Source organism: Pseudomonas sp. PSE1(2024) (assembly GCF_050990555.1).
In the GTDB taxonomy this organism is placed as follows: domain Bacteria; phylum Pseudomonadota; class Gammaproteobacteria; order Pseudomonadales; family Pseudomonadaceae; genus Aquipseudomonas; species Aquipseudomonas aphyarum.
In genome coordinates this window covers 1,331,942-1,346,433 of record NZ_CP158967.1, presented here as the reverse complement: position 1 = coordinate 1,346,433, position 14,492 = coordinate 1,331,942, and the positions used below count along the sequence as shown (strand labels likewise).

Annotated in this window: 16 protein-coding genes; all 16 read right to left on the bottom strand. The window is 61.2% G+C overall.

All coding sequences use genetic code 11. From position 1 onward, the window contains the following. Positions 1-56: 56 nt before the first annotated feature. Complete coding sequence (locus ABTV87_RS05920; protein ID WP_007954896.1) at positions 57-1,553, bottom strand: phage tail sheath subtilisin-like domain-containing protein; 1,497 nt, start codon at positions 1,551-1,553, stop codon at positions 57-59. After that, positions 1,553-1,732, bottom strand: coding sequence for a DUF2635 domain-containing protein (locus tag ABTV87_RS05915; protein WP_007954893.1), 180 nt, complete (start codon positions 1,730-1,732; stop codon positions 1,553-1,555). Before ABTV87_RS05915 ends, ABTV87_RS05920 begins: the two co-directional genes overlap by 1 nt. Then, positions 1,729-2,313, bottom strand: coding sequence for a phage tail terminator protein (locus tag ABTV87_RS05910; protein WP_433899113.1), 585 nt, complete (start codon positions 2,311-2,313; stop codon positions 1,729-1,731). Before ABTV87_RS05910 ends, ABTV87_RS05915 begins: the two co-directional genes overlap by 4 nt. A gap of 61 nt (positions 2,314-2,374) precedes the next feature. After that, positions 2,375-3,403 carry a phage late control D family protein gene (locus tag ABTV87_RS05905; protein ID WP_433899112.1) on the bottom strand — a complete coding sequence of 343 codons (1,029 nt, stop codon included), beginning with the start codon at positions 3,401-3,403 and terminating at the stop codon, positions 2,375-2,377. 9 nt (positions 3,404-3,412) lie between these two features. Continuing rightward, positions 3,413-3,625, bottom strand: a complete 213-nt coding sequence (locus ABTV87_RS05900; RefSeq protein ID WP_085605268.1) for a tail protein X — start codon at positions 3,623-3,625, stop codon at positions 3,413-3,415. Then, positions 3,618-4,001, bottom strand: coding sequence for a phage tail protein (locus ABTV87_RS05895; protein ID WP_258712963.1), 384 nt, complete (start codon positions 3,999-4,001; stop codon positions 3,618-3,620). Before ABTV87_RS05895 ends, ABTV87_RS05900 begins: the two co-directional genes overlap by 8 nt. Further along, positions 3,998-6,259 (bottom strand): phage tail tape measure protein, encoded by a 2,262-nt coding sequence (locus ABTV87_RS05890; RefSeq protein ID WP_433899111.1) that lies wholly within the window; start codon positions 6,257-6,259, stop codon positions 3,998-4,000. Before ABTV87_RS05890 ends, ABTV87_RS05895 begins: the two co-directional genes overlap by 4 nt. 128 nt (positions 6,260-6,387) lie before the next feature. After that, positions 6,388-6,969 carry a phage tail assembly protein gene (locus ABTV87_RS05885; protein ID WP_433899110.1) on the bottom strand — a complete coding sequence of 194 codons (582 nt, stop codon included), beginning with the start codon at positions 6,967-6,969 and terminating at the stop codon, positions 6,388-6,390. 98 nt (positions 6,970-7,067) lie between these two features. Next, positions 7,068-7,574 (bottom strand): phage major tail tube protein, encoded by a 507-nt coding sequence (locus ABTV87_RS05880; protein WP_007954868.1) that lies wholly within the window; start codon positions 7,572-7,574, stop codon positions 7,068-7,070. Next, on the bottom strand, positions 7,574-8,740 hold the full coding sequence (locus tag ABTV87_RS05875; RefSeq protein ID WP_115076745.1) for a phage tail protein: 1,167 nt from the start codon (positions 8,738-8,740) through the stop codon (positions 7,574-7,576). Before ABTV87_RS05875 ends, ABTV87_RS05880 begins: the two co-directional genes overlap by 1 nt. A gap of 2 nt (positions 8,741-8,742) precedes the next feature. After that, positions 8,743-8,928 carry a hypothetical protein gene (locus ABTV87_RS05870; protein ID WP_039771239.1) on the bottom strand — a complete coding sequence of 62 codons (186 nt, stop codon included), beginning with the start codon at positions 8,926-8,928 and terminating at the stop codon, positions 8,743-8,745. Between the two features lie 101 nt (positions 8,929-9,029). Then, entirely contained in the window at positions 9,030-9,575 is a 546-nt protein-coding gene (locus ABTV87_RS05865; protein WP_221532903.1) for a DUF4376 domain-containing protein, read from the bottom strand. A gap of 9 nt (positions 9,576-9,584) precedes the next feature. Beyond that, positions 9,585-12,524 carry a tail fiber protein gene (locus tag ABTV87_RS05860; protein ID WP_260403870.1) on the bottom strand — a complete coding sequence of 980 codons (2,940 nt, stop codon included), beginning with the start codon at positions 12,522-12,524 and terminating at the stop codon, positions 9,585-9,587. Further along, a complete protein-coding gene (locus ABTV87_RS05855) occupies positions 12,525-13,160 on the bottom strand; it encodes a phage tail protein I (protein ID WP_221532904.1) in 636 nt (211 codons plus the stop codon). It lies immediately after the preceding gene. After that, positions 13,157-14,152 carry a baseplate J/gp47 family protein gene (locus ABTV87_RS05850; protein WP_085605253.1) on the bottom strand — a complete coding sequence of 332 codons (996 nt, stop codon included), beginning with the start codon at positions 14,150-14,152 and terminating at the stop codon, positions 13,157-13,159. The genes ABTV87_RS05855 and ABTV87_RS05850 overlap by 4 nt, the downstream gene beginning before the upstream one ends. Further along, positions 14,149-14,481: a phage baseplate protein gene (locus ABTV87_RS05845; protein ID WP_221532905.1), complete on the bottom strand. Its 333-nt coding sequence runs from the start codon at positions 14,479-14,481 to the stop codon at positions 14,149-14,151. Before ABTV87_RS05845 ends, ABTV87_RS05850 begins: the two co-directional genes overlap by 4 nt. Positions 14,482-14,492: the final 11 nt, after the last annotated feature.

The window sequence follows — 14,492 nt, the reverse complement described above, 5'->3', positions numbered from 1 at the left end:
CTTCAAATAAAAAGCCCACGCAAGGTGGGCTGAAATCACAGTGTCAAACGGGCCGATCAGGCGACGTCGTCGTACTGCAGACGGAACTGGTTGAGCAGTGCGAACACGCGCAGACCGTTGATGTAATCCGGCGGGAACAGCACGTTCACGCGGCTCGGGTCCTGCACGTCGCGCTCGACGATCAGGTGCTCGGCGAACAGCTCGGCGTTTTCCACGTGGCCTTCGAGTTCGAGCTTGGCGTACTGGGCGATCAGCTCGCCGCGAATGGTCGCCGGGGTGACGATCGGCTGGCCGGCGCCGAAGCGGGTGCCGTCGGAAGCCAGCTTGTGGCGACCGTATTTGCTGGTGATCACGCTTTGCAGACGACGCACGATGAACGCCGACTGGTGCATGGTTTCGCTGTCCAGGTACGAGTTGTCAGCCTGGCCGTAAGCGTTCTTCTGGTAGGTGGTGATCGAGCGCTGGATGCGCACGTAGCCGCCTTCGTAGTACGCGGTGGCGATGCCGTAGTTGAGCAGCGACTGACGCTCGGTCAGGGTGAAACGCTCGCTCGCCGGAGCCGGATCGACGCCTGGCAGGCTGCCGCTCTGGGTCGGACGGCTGGCGTCGGCGGAGATGAACACCGAAGTGCGCGCAGCCAGTGCGGCAGCTTGTACCCACACCGGTTGCGGAACGCCCGGTTCCAGCGCCTGAATGGTCATGTGCTGGTCGTTGCGAGCCTGACCGGCTGCCACCAGAGTGCCGACGGTGCCGCGCTTGGCGCTGTAGACGTGACCGAACAGTTGCTTGGCCCACGACCAGCGACCGGTGCTGTCATCCATCACCGCTTGCCAGGTGTTGAGGGTGGCCAGGTCGGACCATGGCAGCGCGATGAATTCGAACGGCTCGTCGCCCAGTGCGGCAACCGCTTCAACCTGGTCAGGCACACCGACGCCGCCGGTCATGGCGGTGATGGCGGTGGTCAGGCCGGCCGGGGTTTCTTCGCCATTGCTCTTGCCCAGGCGATTGAATTGCAGGCTGATGTCGTTGCCGCTCTCGCCGGTCCATTTGGCGTTCAGAGTGACGACGCCTTCGGCGGCGGCTGCGCTCACCGGCAGATCGGCGGTGGCGTTGATTTTCTGTGCCAGGGCGGTAGCCGCCTGGGCAGCGGTGGCACCGTTGACCACGGTGGCCTGGACGCGGACGCCGCCGACATACAGGTTGAGCACGCCCGCCTGAGTCGCGGTGCCGGTCAGGGTCAGCACGCCTTTGGCGATGGCGCCGGTGGCGTTGTGCAGCGGCAGGCACCAGATCTCACCGATCGGGTCGGCCTTGCGGAAGGTCTCGTACATCGAAGCGAGCATCGAACCCTGGCCGCCAATGCTCTTGGCCAGCGCCACGCTGGAGACCAGCACCAGTTTGCCGACTTCAGTCGGAGCGATGTTGTCGTTGACCTGCGCCACGATCAGGCGGCGCATGGACGAGGACGCGCTATTGGCGGCCGAGTTGTCCATTTCGGCATAGAACAGCGGTACACGAATGTCCGCAGGGATGTTGCTGAATCCGATCGCCATTATTTGGCTCCCTTTTGTTTAGCTGTTGCGGTTTTGAGGGTGATATCGCCGTCGGCCAGACGCCGGCGCCACCAGGCGCTGTCCAGCACTTCACGGCCTTCCAGTGGCAGCAGGTCGCCGGCTTCCGGGTCCGGCACAGCACGGCCGGCGGCCGGCACTACGGTGATGCGATTGCTCATGGGGTTACGTCTCCAGAGAAAGTCATTTCCACGCGCCCGTCAGGGCCCGGGCGTTTCAGATTGGGGTCGGCCGGGTCGATCGCATCGACCCGCACGGTGGCCCCGGTAAAGGACGACAAACCGTCCAGTTCGCGTTCGTGCCAACTCTCCGCAGGCTGACTTGGCAGATTGCGGCCGAGCTGGAACTCGGCAAAAAAGCGCAGCCGGTAGAACGCGCGGCTGCTGTTGATCGAGACCGTTTCGCCGCCGTCATAAACGATGGCGCTGTAGTCGTTCGCGGGTTTGAAACCCACCAGCGCGCGCCACAGTTCGGCGCGCAGGTCGTGCAACAGATCCAGCGCTTTTGTGGCGTCCGTGGCATCCAGTGCCAGGATGATTTCGAAGCGGTCGCGGATCGGTTGGCTGGGGGAGTTCTGTGCGGTGCTGACGCTGGCCACGTCGGCCAGCGGTAAAACATGGGCCGAGGGCATCGGCAGATTCGGGTCGCCTTGCAGCAGCGCCAGGTCGACACCTGTCGCGATATGGCCGGCAAGGCTTGGGCATTGCGCACGCAGCTGCGTGAGGATCGGGGAGATCTTCATGGGGAGCGTTCCAGGATGTGTGAGTGGCCACAGTGATGCGTGTGGCGGTGAGACCGGGGGATCAGTCCTTGGCTTTTGCTTCGGGATCCCGGCCGTTGGCTTCGATCAGGCAGCGATAGCTTTCTTCGGGCTTGCCGCTGGCAGTGACCTTCTCGATCGACCAGCGACCGCGCATGAAGTCGGGCCAGGTGTCATCGAGCACCAGCAGGCCTTCGGCAACCAGTAGCGGATCACCCGGGCAGGTGACTTTCAGCGTGTATTTCTCGCGCAGCATCTTGCGCACTTCGGCTTCGCCGATGGCCTTGGCTTCTTCCACACTGGCCTGTTTCTGACGAATGACCTTGTAGGGCGCCGAGCCGGTTTTCACTTCCACTTGCTTGCCGGCATTGGCGTCCCAACAGCAGACTTTGCAACCCTGATTCTGGGTGCGGGCGGTCTCTTCCAGCGTGGCGCTGATGAAGGCGTGATCGCCCGGCCGATTGTTGTGGGTCACCGACAGCATGACGTTGGGTATCACCTGGCCCGACAGGTTTTTGAGCTGCGCCGGTTTCGCCAGTACGTAGAGGTCGTTGAACGGCTTGGCCACCGCGTCGTACTTTTTCGCCAGGCGCGTGATGAAGCCCATGTCGGTTTCGTTCGACTGGTCGACATGAGCAATCCTGATCAGCGCCAGTTCGGGATCCACCCGTGGCGAGAAACCGTGCGGCTCAACCAGTTTGCGAAACAGCCCGCCAAGCGTCGTGGGGCCATGACTGGCCGTGCGCCGTTCCTTGAATCCGGTTTCGTCCTTGCCGCTGAAAGGCGCGGCCGTCGCGACCAGTGTCAGACGTAACGGGAACAGCGTCGGTGTCAGTCGAGTGATCTTGAACTGGCCCTTTTCGACCAGCCCGGTCTCCAGATAGCCCACCCGCAAGCCGATGGTTCCGCCCAGGGTCGGCAAGCCTTCAAGGCCTTCCAGGTCGAGCACCAGCGCCAGTTGATCGGACTCCATGCCGGCGGCATCGATGTGTTCCCAACTGATCAGGCGCTGGTTCAGCAGGTCCTTGTGGGCGCCGTAGATCTCAATCGCCGGCGTAAATCCCTGTGCCATGCAGCCTCCTTAATCCCAGGCCAGAACCGGTTTGATTGCGGCCGGTCTGCTGTCGAGCTCCGGCAGCGTCACCCAGACACCTGCCGGCAGGATCGGGCCGTGCTCGGCCAGGGTCGGGTTGAGTGTCCAGAGGGCTTCCTCGGCGCTGTCATCGCTGCGACCGGTTTCGCGGTAGAGCAACAGATTCACCGAATCACCGGCCACGCTTCGTACCTTACGCATTGTTGAACTCCGCCAATCCGATGACCCACTTGATCACCATCGCGGTGCCGTCATCGATGACCTCGCTCTGGTTTTCGTCGATGCTGTTGATCCGCCACAAACCCCAGTTGCGGCCGATGCCGTCAATCAACGGCAACGGTGCACGCAGCGCTTGCAGCGCACGCAGCTCATCAAGCCGCTCCATCCCCACGGCGTACATCGAGGTGCCGGAGATAGTCAGGGTTTCAGGCTTCTGTCCTGTCTGATGGGATCTGGGTTTGCTGTTGAGGATCTGCAACTCGGTCCAGCCACCCTCGGATTTTCGCGACAGCGTGCTGTACGCAAAATCCCGGGACAGTCCGAAGATGAAACTGCCCAGTGCCATTTGTTGTTTCATCGGGCGACTCCATCGGTCAGGGCTGCATCACGGCGGGTGGCGAGCGGATTGTTGGTCAACAGCGGCAGGAACTCGCCGTGGAATTGTCCGCTCAGTTGTTGCCCGATGATCGAGCGAATCTGCTCGGCAGTGTCCGGTGCCGGACAGGTGACCTGGATCAGTGGGGAGAAGGTGACTTGCTGGTTTTGACTTTGGGTGGGAGCGTTGACCAGATTTTTCGCGACATCTCCCGGCGCAGCGAGTTTGTCGGTGGGCGGGTCCGCGAGTTTTTCTGATAGCCATGAGCCCGCCATTCCGCCCAAGGCACTCCCGATGCCTATGCCGACACCTGGAAAAACAAACCCGCCGATCACAGCGCCAATGGCTGCCCCTGCCAGCTCGGCTTTTGCGCTTCCCACCGCTTTTTCATCACCTTCACGCAGGCCTTTCAGGCCTGTGTAAGCGGCGTGCGCCACCACTAACGGGGCAGCGACCCTACCCACCAAAGGTTTCATCCGGGACAGCATCGGCATGATCTTGGCTCCGAAGCTCCGCACCGCAGGCATGACCTTGGCTCCGGCGCTCCGCATCGCAGGCAAGACCTTGGCTCCGGCGCTCCGCACCGCAGGCAAGACCCTGGCAGCCGCACGCTTGATCGAAGGCATGACCTTCATCGTTGCACCGCGCAGGCGATTGCCCAGGCTTTGACGAACCGCGGGCTTGCTGGGATGAGCACTTTTCGCAGAGGCTTTGGCCTGTTTGCCCTGACCCGACTTACGAGACGATCGTTTCTTTTTACGACCGCTGCCTTTGTCATCGTCACCGGTGATCATATCGCCGATTTCGGACGGTAACCGTGCTGCGGCCAGGCGCAGAAGTCTCGTGGAGACCGCATCAAGCACGGCAGACACGCCGGTTTTCAGCGCACCCGCCACGAACGGCGTGGCAGCCACCCCAAGCAGTGTCAGTGCAGCGGTGACGAACGGGAAGGTTTCGGCCGCTGCGCTCAGTCCATTGACCACCGCAGTAAGCCCGACGGCAATGCCGTCTGTCACCGGGGCCAATGAATTGCCGACTGCCGTGGACAGCCGGTTGAGACTCGCATCCAGCGCATTCCAGCGTCCCTGCGATGTATTGCCATATGCCTCAGCGGTTTTTCCCGTCGAGCCTGCATACAGGGACTTGTCAGCAACCAGCTTGAACGCCGTTTGAACATCCTCAGGCTTCTTCAACAACTCGAGGATTGCATCATTGTTGCCAAACAGCGTTTTAGTCAGCGAAGCCTGTTTCTCTTCAGGCTGTTGCTTGAGTTGTTTCAGAACCAGCTCGATCGTTTCGGGTGCATTGCCACTCATCCCGTGCGCGAGCGACTCCGGGTTCAGACCTATGTCGGCCCAGGCCGAGCGCTGCGCCGATGACGCGGATTCTCCCTTGCTCAGAACCGTCGTGAAACTCTTCAGCGCCGTTCCGGCATCGGTCTTGTTAGCGCCGCTGTTGAGGAACGCCGCCGCAAGTGCAGCCACTTGCTCAGGTGTCATCCCGGCAGCCTTGGCGCCCTCACCGGCGCTTTGAACGACGGAGCCGATGTCCGCGGCTTTGACGTTCAGGCCACTGTTGCCAAGGTAGTTGGTTGCGTCTGCCAGATCCTGGCTCTGCACCCGATCAAGCTTCAAAGCGGTGCGCCAGCCCGACAACATTTCGCCAGCCGCCTTGACATCCATCTTGAAGGCCGAGGCATTGATGGCGGCATCACGGGAGAAATCCTGCAACGCCTGCGTTTTCTGCTCGCCCTTCAGACCATCACTGATGCCGTACCGCAGCCCGGCGAGTTGCACTTGCAACAGATCCGCGCCGGTAGCCCCGCTGGGGGCAACCCGTTTATCACTGGCGATTTCCAGGTTCTTTTCCGAAAGAGCCTGAAGCGATTTCGTGCTCAGGTGCAGCACCTGATTCAATTCAACCAGCGCCGTCTCGTTGGCCATCGCCGATTGCAGTCTTTTCGGTGGCGGGCGCTGCTCGATTTCCGCCTTGAGTTTTGACTTCGGCTCACTATTGGCGGCTGGCGGCGCCGTGACGACCTTGAACAACGACTGCTGGCTGACCAGCAGTTCCCGCAGCTTGATCTGCTCCTGCGTGAGCAAGCGAATATCCACGCTCGCCAGCGCCATAGTCAGATTCAAGTCCTGCAGCGGTTTGCCAAAGCCATCGGCCACCGCCAACCCGGCTGCTGCGTTGCCACTCTCATTGGCGTATGTGAGCGCAAATTTGCTCTCTGCCATGCCGCTCTACTCCTTTTTCACGCCAAGGCGAGTGATCGCTATGTCGTAGCGGCGCAACGCCTTTTCGGCGTCCCACTCCAGAATTTCCGCCTCACTTACCGGGTAAATGAGCGGCACGATATCGAGGATTACTTCGATGTCGCGTTCTGAAAGAAGGCCGCCGGCTGGTTTAAAAAATCGTCGATGCGCACCTGCAATTGCGTCCAGTCCGGCACGCTCAACAGGGCCAGATCGGGGATCATCAGGCCGGTGCAATGGGCGGTGATGAACTCGGCGCGTTCCTTGGCCGTTTTCAGTTTCTTCATCACTTTGGTGGCCCGCAGCGCCGGCATTTCCAGGCTCAGCGAAGTCACGGTGCGGCCGGTGACGGCGAGCGGCAACAGCAGTTGCACCTGATCGGGATCGTCCGACTGTTCCGTGTCTTCGACCTGTTCGAGAAAGAACGACGCCGGACGGGTCGAGAATTCGTGCACGTACTGCGCGATGGTCACGTAGTCCGGACGCTTGAGCTGATCGAGTTCCTTGACCGACAAGCCGGTGGCCAGCAGCGCCAGTTCGAAGAACTGGTCGTCTTCATCGTCGCCTGCGCGTTCCAGCGCCTCTTTCTGGGCGGCGTAGAACAGCGGCTTGAGCTGGATCGATTCGATCTGCGAGCCGTCGTCGCCGGTAATCGGCGACAACAGGTCATGCTTGGGTGGCATCCACGACATGTATGAATTCCTTGGTGATTCTTGAGGGGTGTTGCAGTCCCTTGTGGGAGCGGGGTCTGCCCGCTCCCACAGGGTTTGTGATTGCCTTTGGCCGAGGCTTACGGCATCAGCACCGCACGACGGGCATCACCGAGGATGTCGACGCCGTTGAGCACGAACTTCTGGGTGCGCACGTCGATGTCGATCACCGGCACGCCGTTTTCAAGGCGGTTGTAGGTGCGGCAGGAGAGCTCCAGGTTGGTCTTGGGTTTTTCACCCATCTTCACCGCGGTTTCCTCCAGGGATTTCAGCTTGCCGCCGACGGTGTGGTAGGTGAACCAGGTGTTGCCATCCTGATCCTGACCGCCTTCACGCACGTTCAGCAGGATGTCGTCGCCCAGCTTCACACCCAGTGCGAGCATGACTTCGGTGCCCATGCCTTGCAGGGTCAACTTGGCATTGAGCGCTTTGCCGCCCTTGGCCATTTCTTCGACGATGAAACGGCCGCCACGCATCTCTTCCACATCGAATTCGATCTTCGGCGGAGTGAATTCCTCAACGGTCGCCGACAACGGCAGGCCTTGCAGGGTGGCCGCGATGGCCTGTCTTACGCGGTTGGTAAACATTAGAGAACGTCCTCCAGGAACTGCTCGATGATTTCATCGCGGGCGTTGAGTTGATAAACCATGTGTTCGTTCGGCGCGTAGCGGCCGTAGTCGATGACCACGTACCAGGTGCCGTTCTTGTACTTCTCGACGCTGTTGAGTTCCGGGTGCAGATACACGCTGCCGCCGGGAATGGTTTCGTCGGCGACCAGGGTTTGCAGCCAGTCGTTGATACGTTTGACTTCCTGATCCATGAACGACTTGGTCAGGTTCTTCGCCATGGCTTTCTGGCCGGCCTTCACCAGCTTGCGGCTGATGGCGTCTTCCAGACCGACGTAGCTGATGAACTTGCCGGTGATCGAGCGGTTGCCCAGCAGCGAGAAGCCGCCAAGGATGGTGCGGGCGTAGTAGCTGACGCCGTAGCGGTTGAGCAGATCGCCTTCGGTGGAGGTGTCGAGGATGTTGTACTCAACGACCCGCGACACGTCTTCGGCATAGGTCACCTGGTTGCCCGGGCTTTCCCATTGCTTGACCTTGGCCAGCGCGGCAATCGCCAGACTGGATGGCGCGAGGAACACGTTTTTCTTAGCGGCTTTCGAGTACACGGCCGGCATGTTGTGCACCACCAGGCAACGGTCGAAACCGAGGTCAGCGCCGCCCAGTTCCTGGCTGTACAGCACCTGATCGGCGACCGAGACGTCCTTGCCGTCCAGCACCACACGGGCCTTGATGCGCTTGCCGAACGAGGCGAACTCGCTGGCCACCGCCTTGGTGCCGGTGAAGCCCGGCGCGCCGATGATGGTCAGGTCTTCCGGGACGCTGCCCAGTGCCGCCAGACCGAGCTTGCGGCCGGTCACTGGCTCGACGCCGCCGATCACTGCGTTGACGGTGTCGGTCGGGGTTGCGCCCGCTTCGACGATCACCACGTACACCGGCACCTTGACCACTTTGAGGATCTGGTAAACGGCGTGGTACAGGGTGCCCTCTTCGGAACCGGTCGGATCGAGCAGCGCGTGGGTGGTAAAGCTGTTGATGCGAAACGGTGCGTTGCGCGGAATCAGCGGATCGGCCTTCGGCGCGGTGCCGACCAGACCGATGACGTTGTCGCCCAGGCCACCCATGGCCTCGGGGGATTCGGTGGCATTGACGGTAATGCCGTTGTGCTCGAAGTTCAGAACCTCAGCCATAGTCAGTCAGCCTTCTTGGCAGCGGCCTTCACGGCCTTGGTGGTAGGTGTTTTCAGCTCCAGTCGACCGGCGCTGTGCAGCGCACTGGCCTCGACGTCGAGCAGATCGAGTTCCTGGCCGACGCTCGACCAGTGCCCACCGCCGGTGGGGAATGGAACGAGCACGGTGTAGGTTTGGCGGGTTGCCATTTTTCGTTTCTCCATAAACGGGAAAGCCCCTCAAAGGGAGGGGCTTGGCGGGTGTTGAATGTGTTGGGCGGACAATAAAACGCCCCGGGGTGCGGGGCGTTTTATTGAGGCTCGGTGGTCGGTGAAACTGGCATGGAATCGGGCCAGCCTTCCTTGAGCATTTCATCGGAGTACGTGCCGTCCTCGATTGCCTGGAGCAATTCCAGTTCGCGGTCGAAACAAGCCTGCACGTGCGCCCTGACAGCTTTGGCAATCGCGAGAATCTGCTGCGCGCCGATCTCGATGAAACCCTCGAGCGTTTTGAAGTTGCAGCGGTAATCAGGATCGAGGATCGCCGAGATGCCAGCGCCATAGATCATCCCCGCGCTGTCACGGGAGGTTGCAACAGTTAGACCTTCCACAGAAACGACCGCGTCCTCCCGCTCATAGCGCTCGTCGGCGACCCGTTGCGCATAATCAGGAGTCACTTGCGGGAAAGGCGTTTTGACAATTTCATCGCCTACTCGACGCCAGATGCCGTCGGCTTCCTGGGTCAACCTGATAAACAACTTGTCATCGACTTTGACTGCCGAAGCGGGGATCGGGTGAACCCCTTCAATCAGGCAGGTTTGCAAGTTCGAATTCTCGTCAAACAGTGCGTATTTCATGATCTCTCCTTAACTGCCCACCGCGACCCAATGAAAGACCGTGACCCCGGGAAAGGTATGTTTTCCATAAAACGAGGTGAGACTTGACACACCGACATCCACATACCCGTTCACTGCCGACCCTGGTGTGTAGTTCAACGTCGCGTTCAGGCTGTACATGCCATTTGGAAAAGCGATCGGGAAGGCAGTGGCGATGTCCGTACCGCCATTTCCGGAGACCCTGCCCCACTGAATGATCAATCCACCGAGCCAGGACGGGAAAACGATGTAACCGTTGATGGCCTTGAGGATCTGGAATCCCCAACGAAGTTTTTTCGGCGTCACGATTGTCGTGTCGTCGGCCCCGGTGTCGGTCAACTCCTGGGTTGCAACCTTCGCTGTTCCTTGCTTGATTTCGGTCGCTTGCTGGGCCAGAGGAGCCAGCGCTGCGACGTCAATGCTTCCCTGATTGACCGGTGCGTTCCAGGCTTTGATGCACCACATGACGGCTAGGTTGCGTGGGCGCACGGTTTTCCAGTACGAGCCGGTATTGAGTGCAGTGACACCGGTGGACGTGTAGTAGATGTCACCTTTGAAACCAGGCGCCGGATCGGCATCGATCGCTTCGGAGTTGCCAATGCCCTGAACGGCGGGCGCCTCGGCATTGTCACCCTGGATCTTCGTACCGGCCTGGTAGCTGCCGACAGTTCGCCCGGCGTCTATTCCACGTCCGTGATCCCAGCCGCGCAGAAACTCACCGCGAGACTCCGGCAAGCGGAAGTTGCCCGCGCCCTCATCGCCCTTGTTGAACTTTGTGCCGAGATACGCCGCCAGATCCGGATAGGTCGCAATGCTCTGCACGCTGCCATCCAGTTCCAGATAACCGGCAGGAACGACACCCGTTGGAAACGACAGAACAGCACCGACCGGAACCGAGGATTTGAGCTGCGCGACTTCATTGGCCAGTGCGGCGACGTCGATGTTTCCCTGATTGATCGGCGCGTTCCAGGCTTTGATGCACCACATGACGGCGAGGTTGCGTGGTCGCGCCTCACTGCCCCCCGACGTGTTCATGTAGCTGGCGAAGTTGGAACTGCCTGTCTGCGTTCCATTGTCGGCAACGATACCCGCAGCGTTGGCGCCACCGGTATTGCCGAAAACGGGAATCCGGGTGTAGGTGTGGGCGTGAGCCTTATTGTCATCCGCCTGCCAGCTACCGATCCCTCGACCGACATCAGTCCCGCGACCATGATCCCAGCCCCGCAGGAACTCACCGCGAGACTCCGGCAACCGGAAATTGCCGGTGCCCTCATCGCCCTTGTTGAATTTTGTACTCAGGTACGCCGCCAGATCCGGATAGGTTGCAATGCTCTGCACACTGCCATCCAGCTCCAGAAAGCCCGGCGGAACGATACCCGTCGGGAACGCCATGACAGCACCGACCGGAACGGCCGAGCCGAGGCGTGAGACTTCCTTGACCAGTGCCGCTACGTCGATGTTTCCCTGATTGACCGGCGCGTTCCAGGCTTTGATGCACCACATGACGGCGATGTTGCGGGGGCGGGTTTCTGTAGCGGCACCGAAATTGTAGGTTCTTACACGACCGATGGTCAGGTCAGGGTTGTCACCTTCCGTACGCAATACCCAATCCGTGGTTGTATCCTTCAATACAACAGTTGGAATCTCTCCATTCGGATCAGTGGCCTGCCCGCCACCCGAGCCTGTCGGAAGGAAATGGTAGTGAGCCTTGAGACTGTCTGACTGAGAACTGCCAGATGCACGCCCGGCATCCACACCCCGCCCATGATCCCAACCTCGCAAGAACTCCCCACGCGCTTCCGGCAAGCGGAAGTTCCCGACACCCTCATCCCCCTTGTTGAACTTGCCGCCCAGATAGGCGCTCAAGTCCGGGTAAGTCGCGCTGCTCTTGACGCTGTTGTCCAGCTCCAGGAAACCCGGCGGTGGCGAGTCAACCGGGAACGCAACAATCGACCCCACCGGCAACGCCGATGCCTTGGCAATCAGCGCCTCGACTTCAGCCTTGGTGTACGAATCCTTGATGCCAAACCCGGACAACGTGTCGGGATTCGACCCGGCCGTCGCACGGCCATATTCGTCGACGCTCAGACTCTTGTAAGTCCCGGCAGCAATCCCGGTGCGCCCTGCCAGCATCTTGAATGTCAGCGCGGTAGTGCCGAGCGTGATCGGCGCGTTGGTGGTCAGGTGCCACAGCGAATCGCCGTTGAGCGTGCCCTCTTCCACCATCACCGTCAGGCCTGGCGTGACCTTGGCGCTGACGTTGGCATCATTCGCCCGAATCCAGTTACCGTTGGCGACGATCCATAGGCCGTTGTCCTTGGCCAGGGTCTGATTCGGCAGCAACACGCGGTCACCGGCAATCACTGCCACGCCATCGATCTGCTGCGCACCGTTCAACACCACGTTGGCGGTGGCGGCGACACGTACCGATTGTTTGCCGTCGAGTTTGCCGAGTTCTTCGGCGAGGTAGCTCATGACCCAGGCGCGAGTGGCCTTGACCACCGTGTCGTCGATCAGCAGCGTCACCAGCGAGGCATTGCTGGTCTCGAAAATCGAGCGGATGTAGAACTCTTTGCCCGAGCCGGAGGTGGCCAGCACCGGCTTGAACGACTCCGGGTATTTGACGATCGCGTAGAGAATCCCGGTGTCGGTCCACAGGCCGGCTTCACGCACGTACCAGCCACCGACGTCCGGCGGGATGGTGACTTCGGCGAGCAGCCAGCTCGGATTTTTCTCGTCCTGGAACAGCGCGTTGAGCGGTCCGCGCCAGACTTCGCGTTTGAGCGCGGTAGCCGTCGCGGCCGGGTTGTAGACCGCGCCGCCGCCGTCGCCGACGGAAATCTGCGTCAGCTTGATCGGTACGCCCGCTGCCTTGCAGGCGGTTTCGTAGGCAATCCCTGCGTTGGTGAGCAGGGTGTAATAGTCAGCCATTCAGGCCCCCTGAGGATAAATAGTGGATGTTTCGACGGTGTACAGCGCAGCCGCCATGAAGGCCTCGCCAGATGTCTCGAGCCCTTCTAGGAACACCGGATAAACCGTGGTCAGCTCACCGCAGAAAGTCGCGGCGCCGATGACGTGATTGCCGAAGGCGCTGAGGCCGACCGACACCGACAGCACGTCCCGCTCGCTCTTGGCATCAGCCAGGCGCCGGTCGAGACGGGCGTCGATTTCTTCGCTGTAGGGTTGTTCGCTGAAGGCTCGCACGGAAAAACTGTAAGGCTCGCCGGGCGGGGTCTGTTCGTACCAGGCGCGGATTTCCGGCCTGAGCTGTAAACCCTTGGCGGCGTTCTCCAGCGCCCTGCGAGTGCCGGCCTGGCGCGCGGTGGGCCAGGCCAGTTCGACGGTCAGGCGCTTTTCCGCTTCCGGTGCGTCGGTGCTCCATTCGGCAACACCACGATCCGCTGCGAGATACGGCAGGAACGTGACGGGTGTCGAGGCCGGGTTCATCAGCTCGGGAAACGGCGGCGCGACGCGATCAAGCAATGCGCCGAAGCCGATGTCGAGTGCCCGTTCCAGCGCCGAGCTGTTGGCCGGCAGCAGGGTCGGACGCGGTGTCTGATCGGTCATAGCGTCTGCACCTCGACTTCGACCGCCGTGCAGTACGGCGCTTGAAACGCCGAGCACACAACGGAATCCAGAGGTTCAAGAATCTGCAATTGCACGGCGCCGGCGCTGTGCAGCGTGTAGTCGATCCAGCTCGGATCGACCCGGCCTTCCAGGCGATGGCAGCTGTCGGCGTAGGCCTGCAAGTGTTGCTGCGCGGCGACCTTGGTCAGGCCCGAATCCGGGCCGGAATTGATCTTCGCCACGACGCGGATTTTGTAGCGCTGAATCTCGGCGCCTTTGACTGTGACCTTGTCTGTCTCCGGACAAACATCGGGCCGGGCAAAGTGTTGGCGTACACCTTCGAGCAGCGTCGGGGACGGTGTACCGTCGCCCTCGCGGGCAAGCACGGTGACTTGCACTTCGCCGGGCGCGGTGCGGCGACCATTGCCATCCTTGACCTGCGCGGCGAGGCCGTCCGGATCGAAGGTGTAAGTGACGTTCACCACACCGGCATCGGTGGATTCGACTTTCACCGCCGGCCGTTCACCGAGGGTGAACACCTCACGGCGATACTGCATCCGCGAACCTGCCGCCGGCGCATGGGGCGCCAGGTAATAGCGCAGCCGGGCGTCATCGTCGCTCTCGTAAATCGCCGGTACCGGCGGGAATGCCGCCGGGTCGCCCGGATCGAGCAACTGTCGCTCCAGGCCCATGTCCGCCAGCCGTGCATCAAGGTTGCTGCCGGTGGCCCACCACGCCAGCATCTGCTTGATCCGGGCGTTGTATTTGCGTTCGTGGGTTTGCAGGCGGACGCAAAAAGCCTCAAGCGCGAGGGTCAGCAGTTCGCTTTCGTTTTCCAGACTGGTCTTGAGTTTTTCCGCGCTTTGCGGCGAGCGTGCGCCGACGTACTCGATGACGAAGGTCTTGAACTCGGCGAGCAGATCCTCGAAGGCATCGACCTTGATCAAGGAGGGTTCGGCCAACTGGTTCTGGCCGGGGATCAACATGCTCATGTCACAACCTCGAAAGTCTGTTGGCGGTTTTTCCAGGTGCCGGCAAACCGCAACAGCAATCCCGCGCCCTGCCGGGTGGCGACGATCACGCCGGGCTGGAAATCGCCTATGCCGTTCTGCGGGTTGTAAAACGCCTGGGCTGCGTGGCTCTGGGCGAGCAACAGGATGTCGTCGCCCAGGTTTTGCCCCAGCAGCGTGGGGATCATCGAACCGTATAAGGGCCGTTTTTGCCGGGTGCCCAGCGGCGTGGTCAGGGCCCGGGTCGCGCGCTGCACGAATTGCAGCCAGTCGTCGACCGTGGCCCCGCTGTCTCTATCGATTCCGATCATGGGAAGCTCTT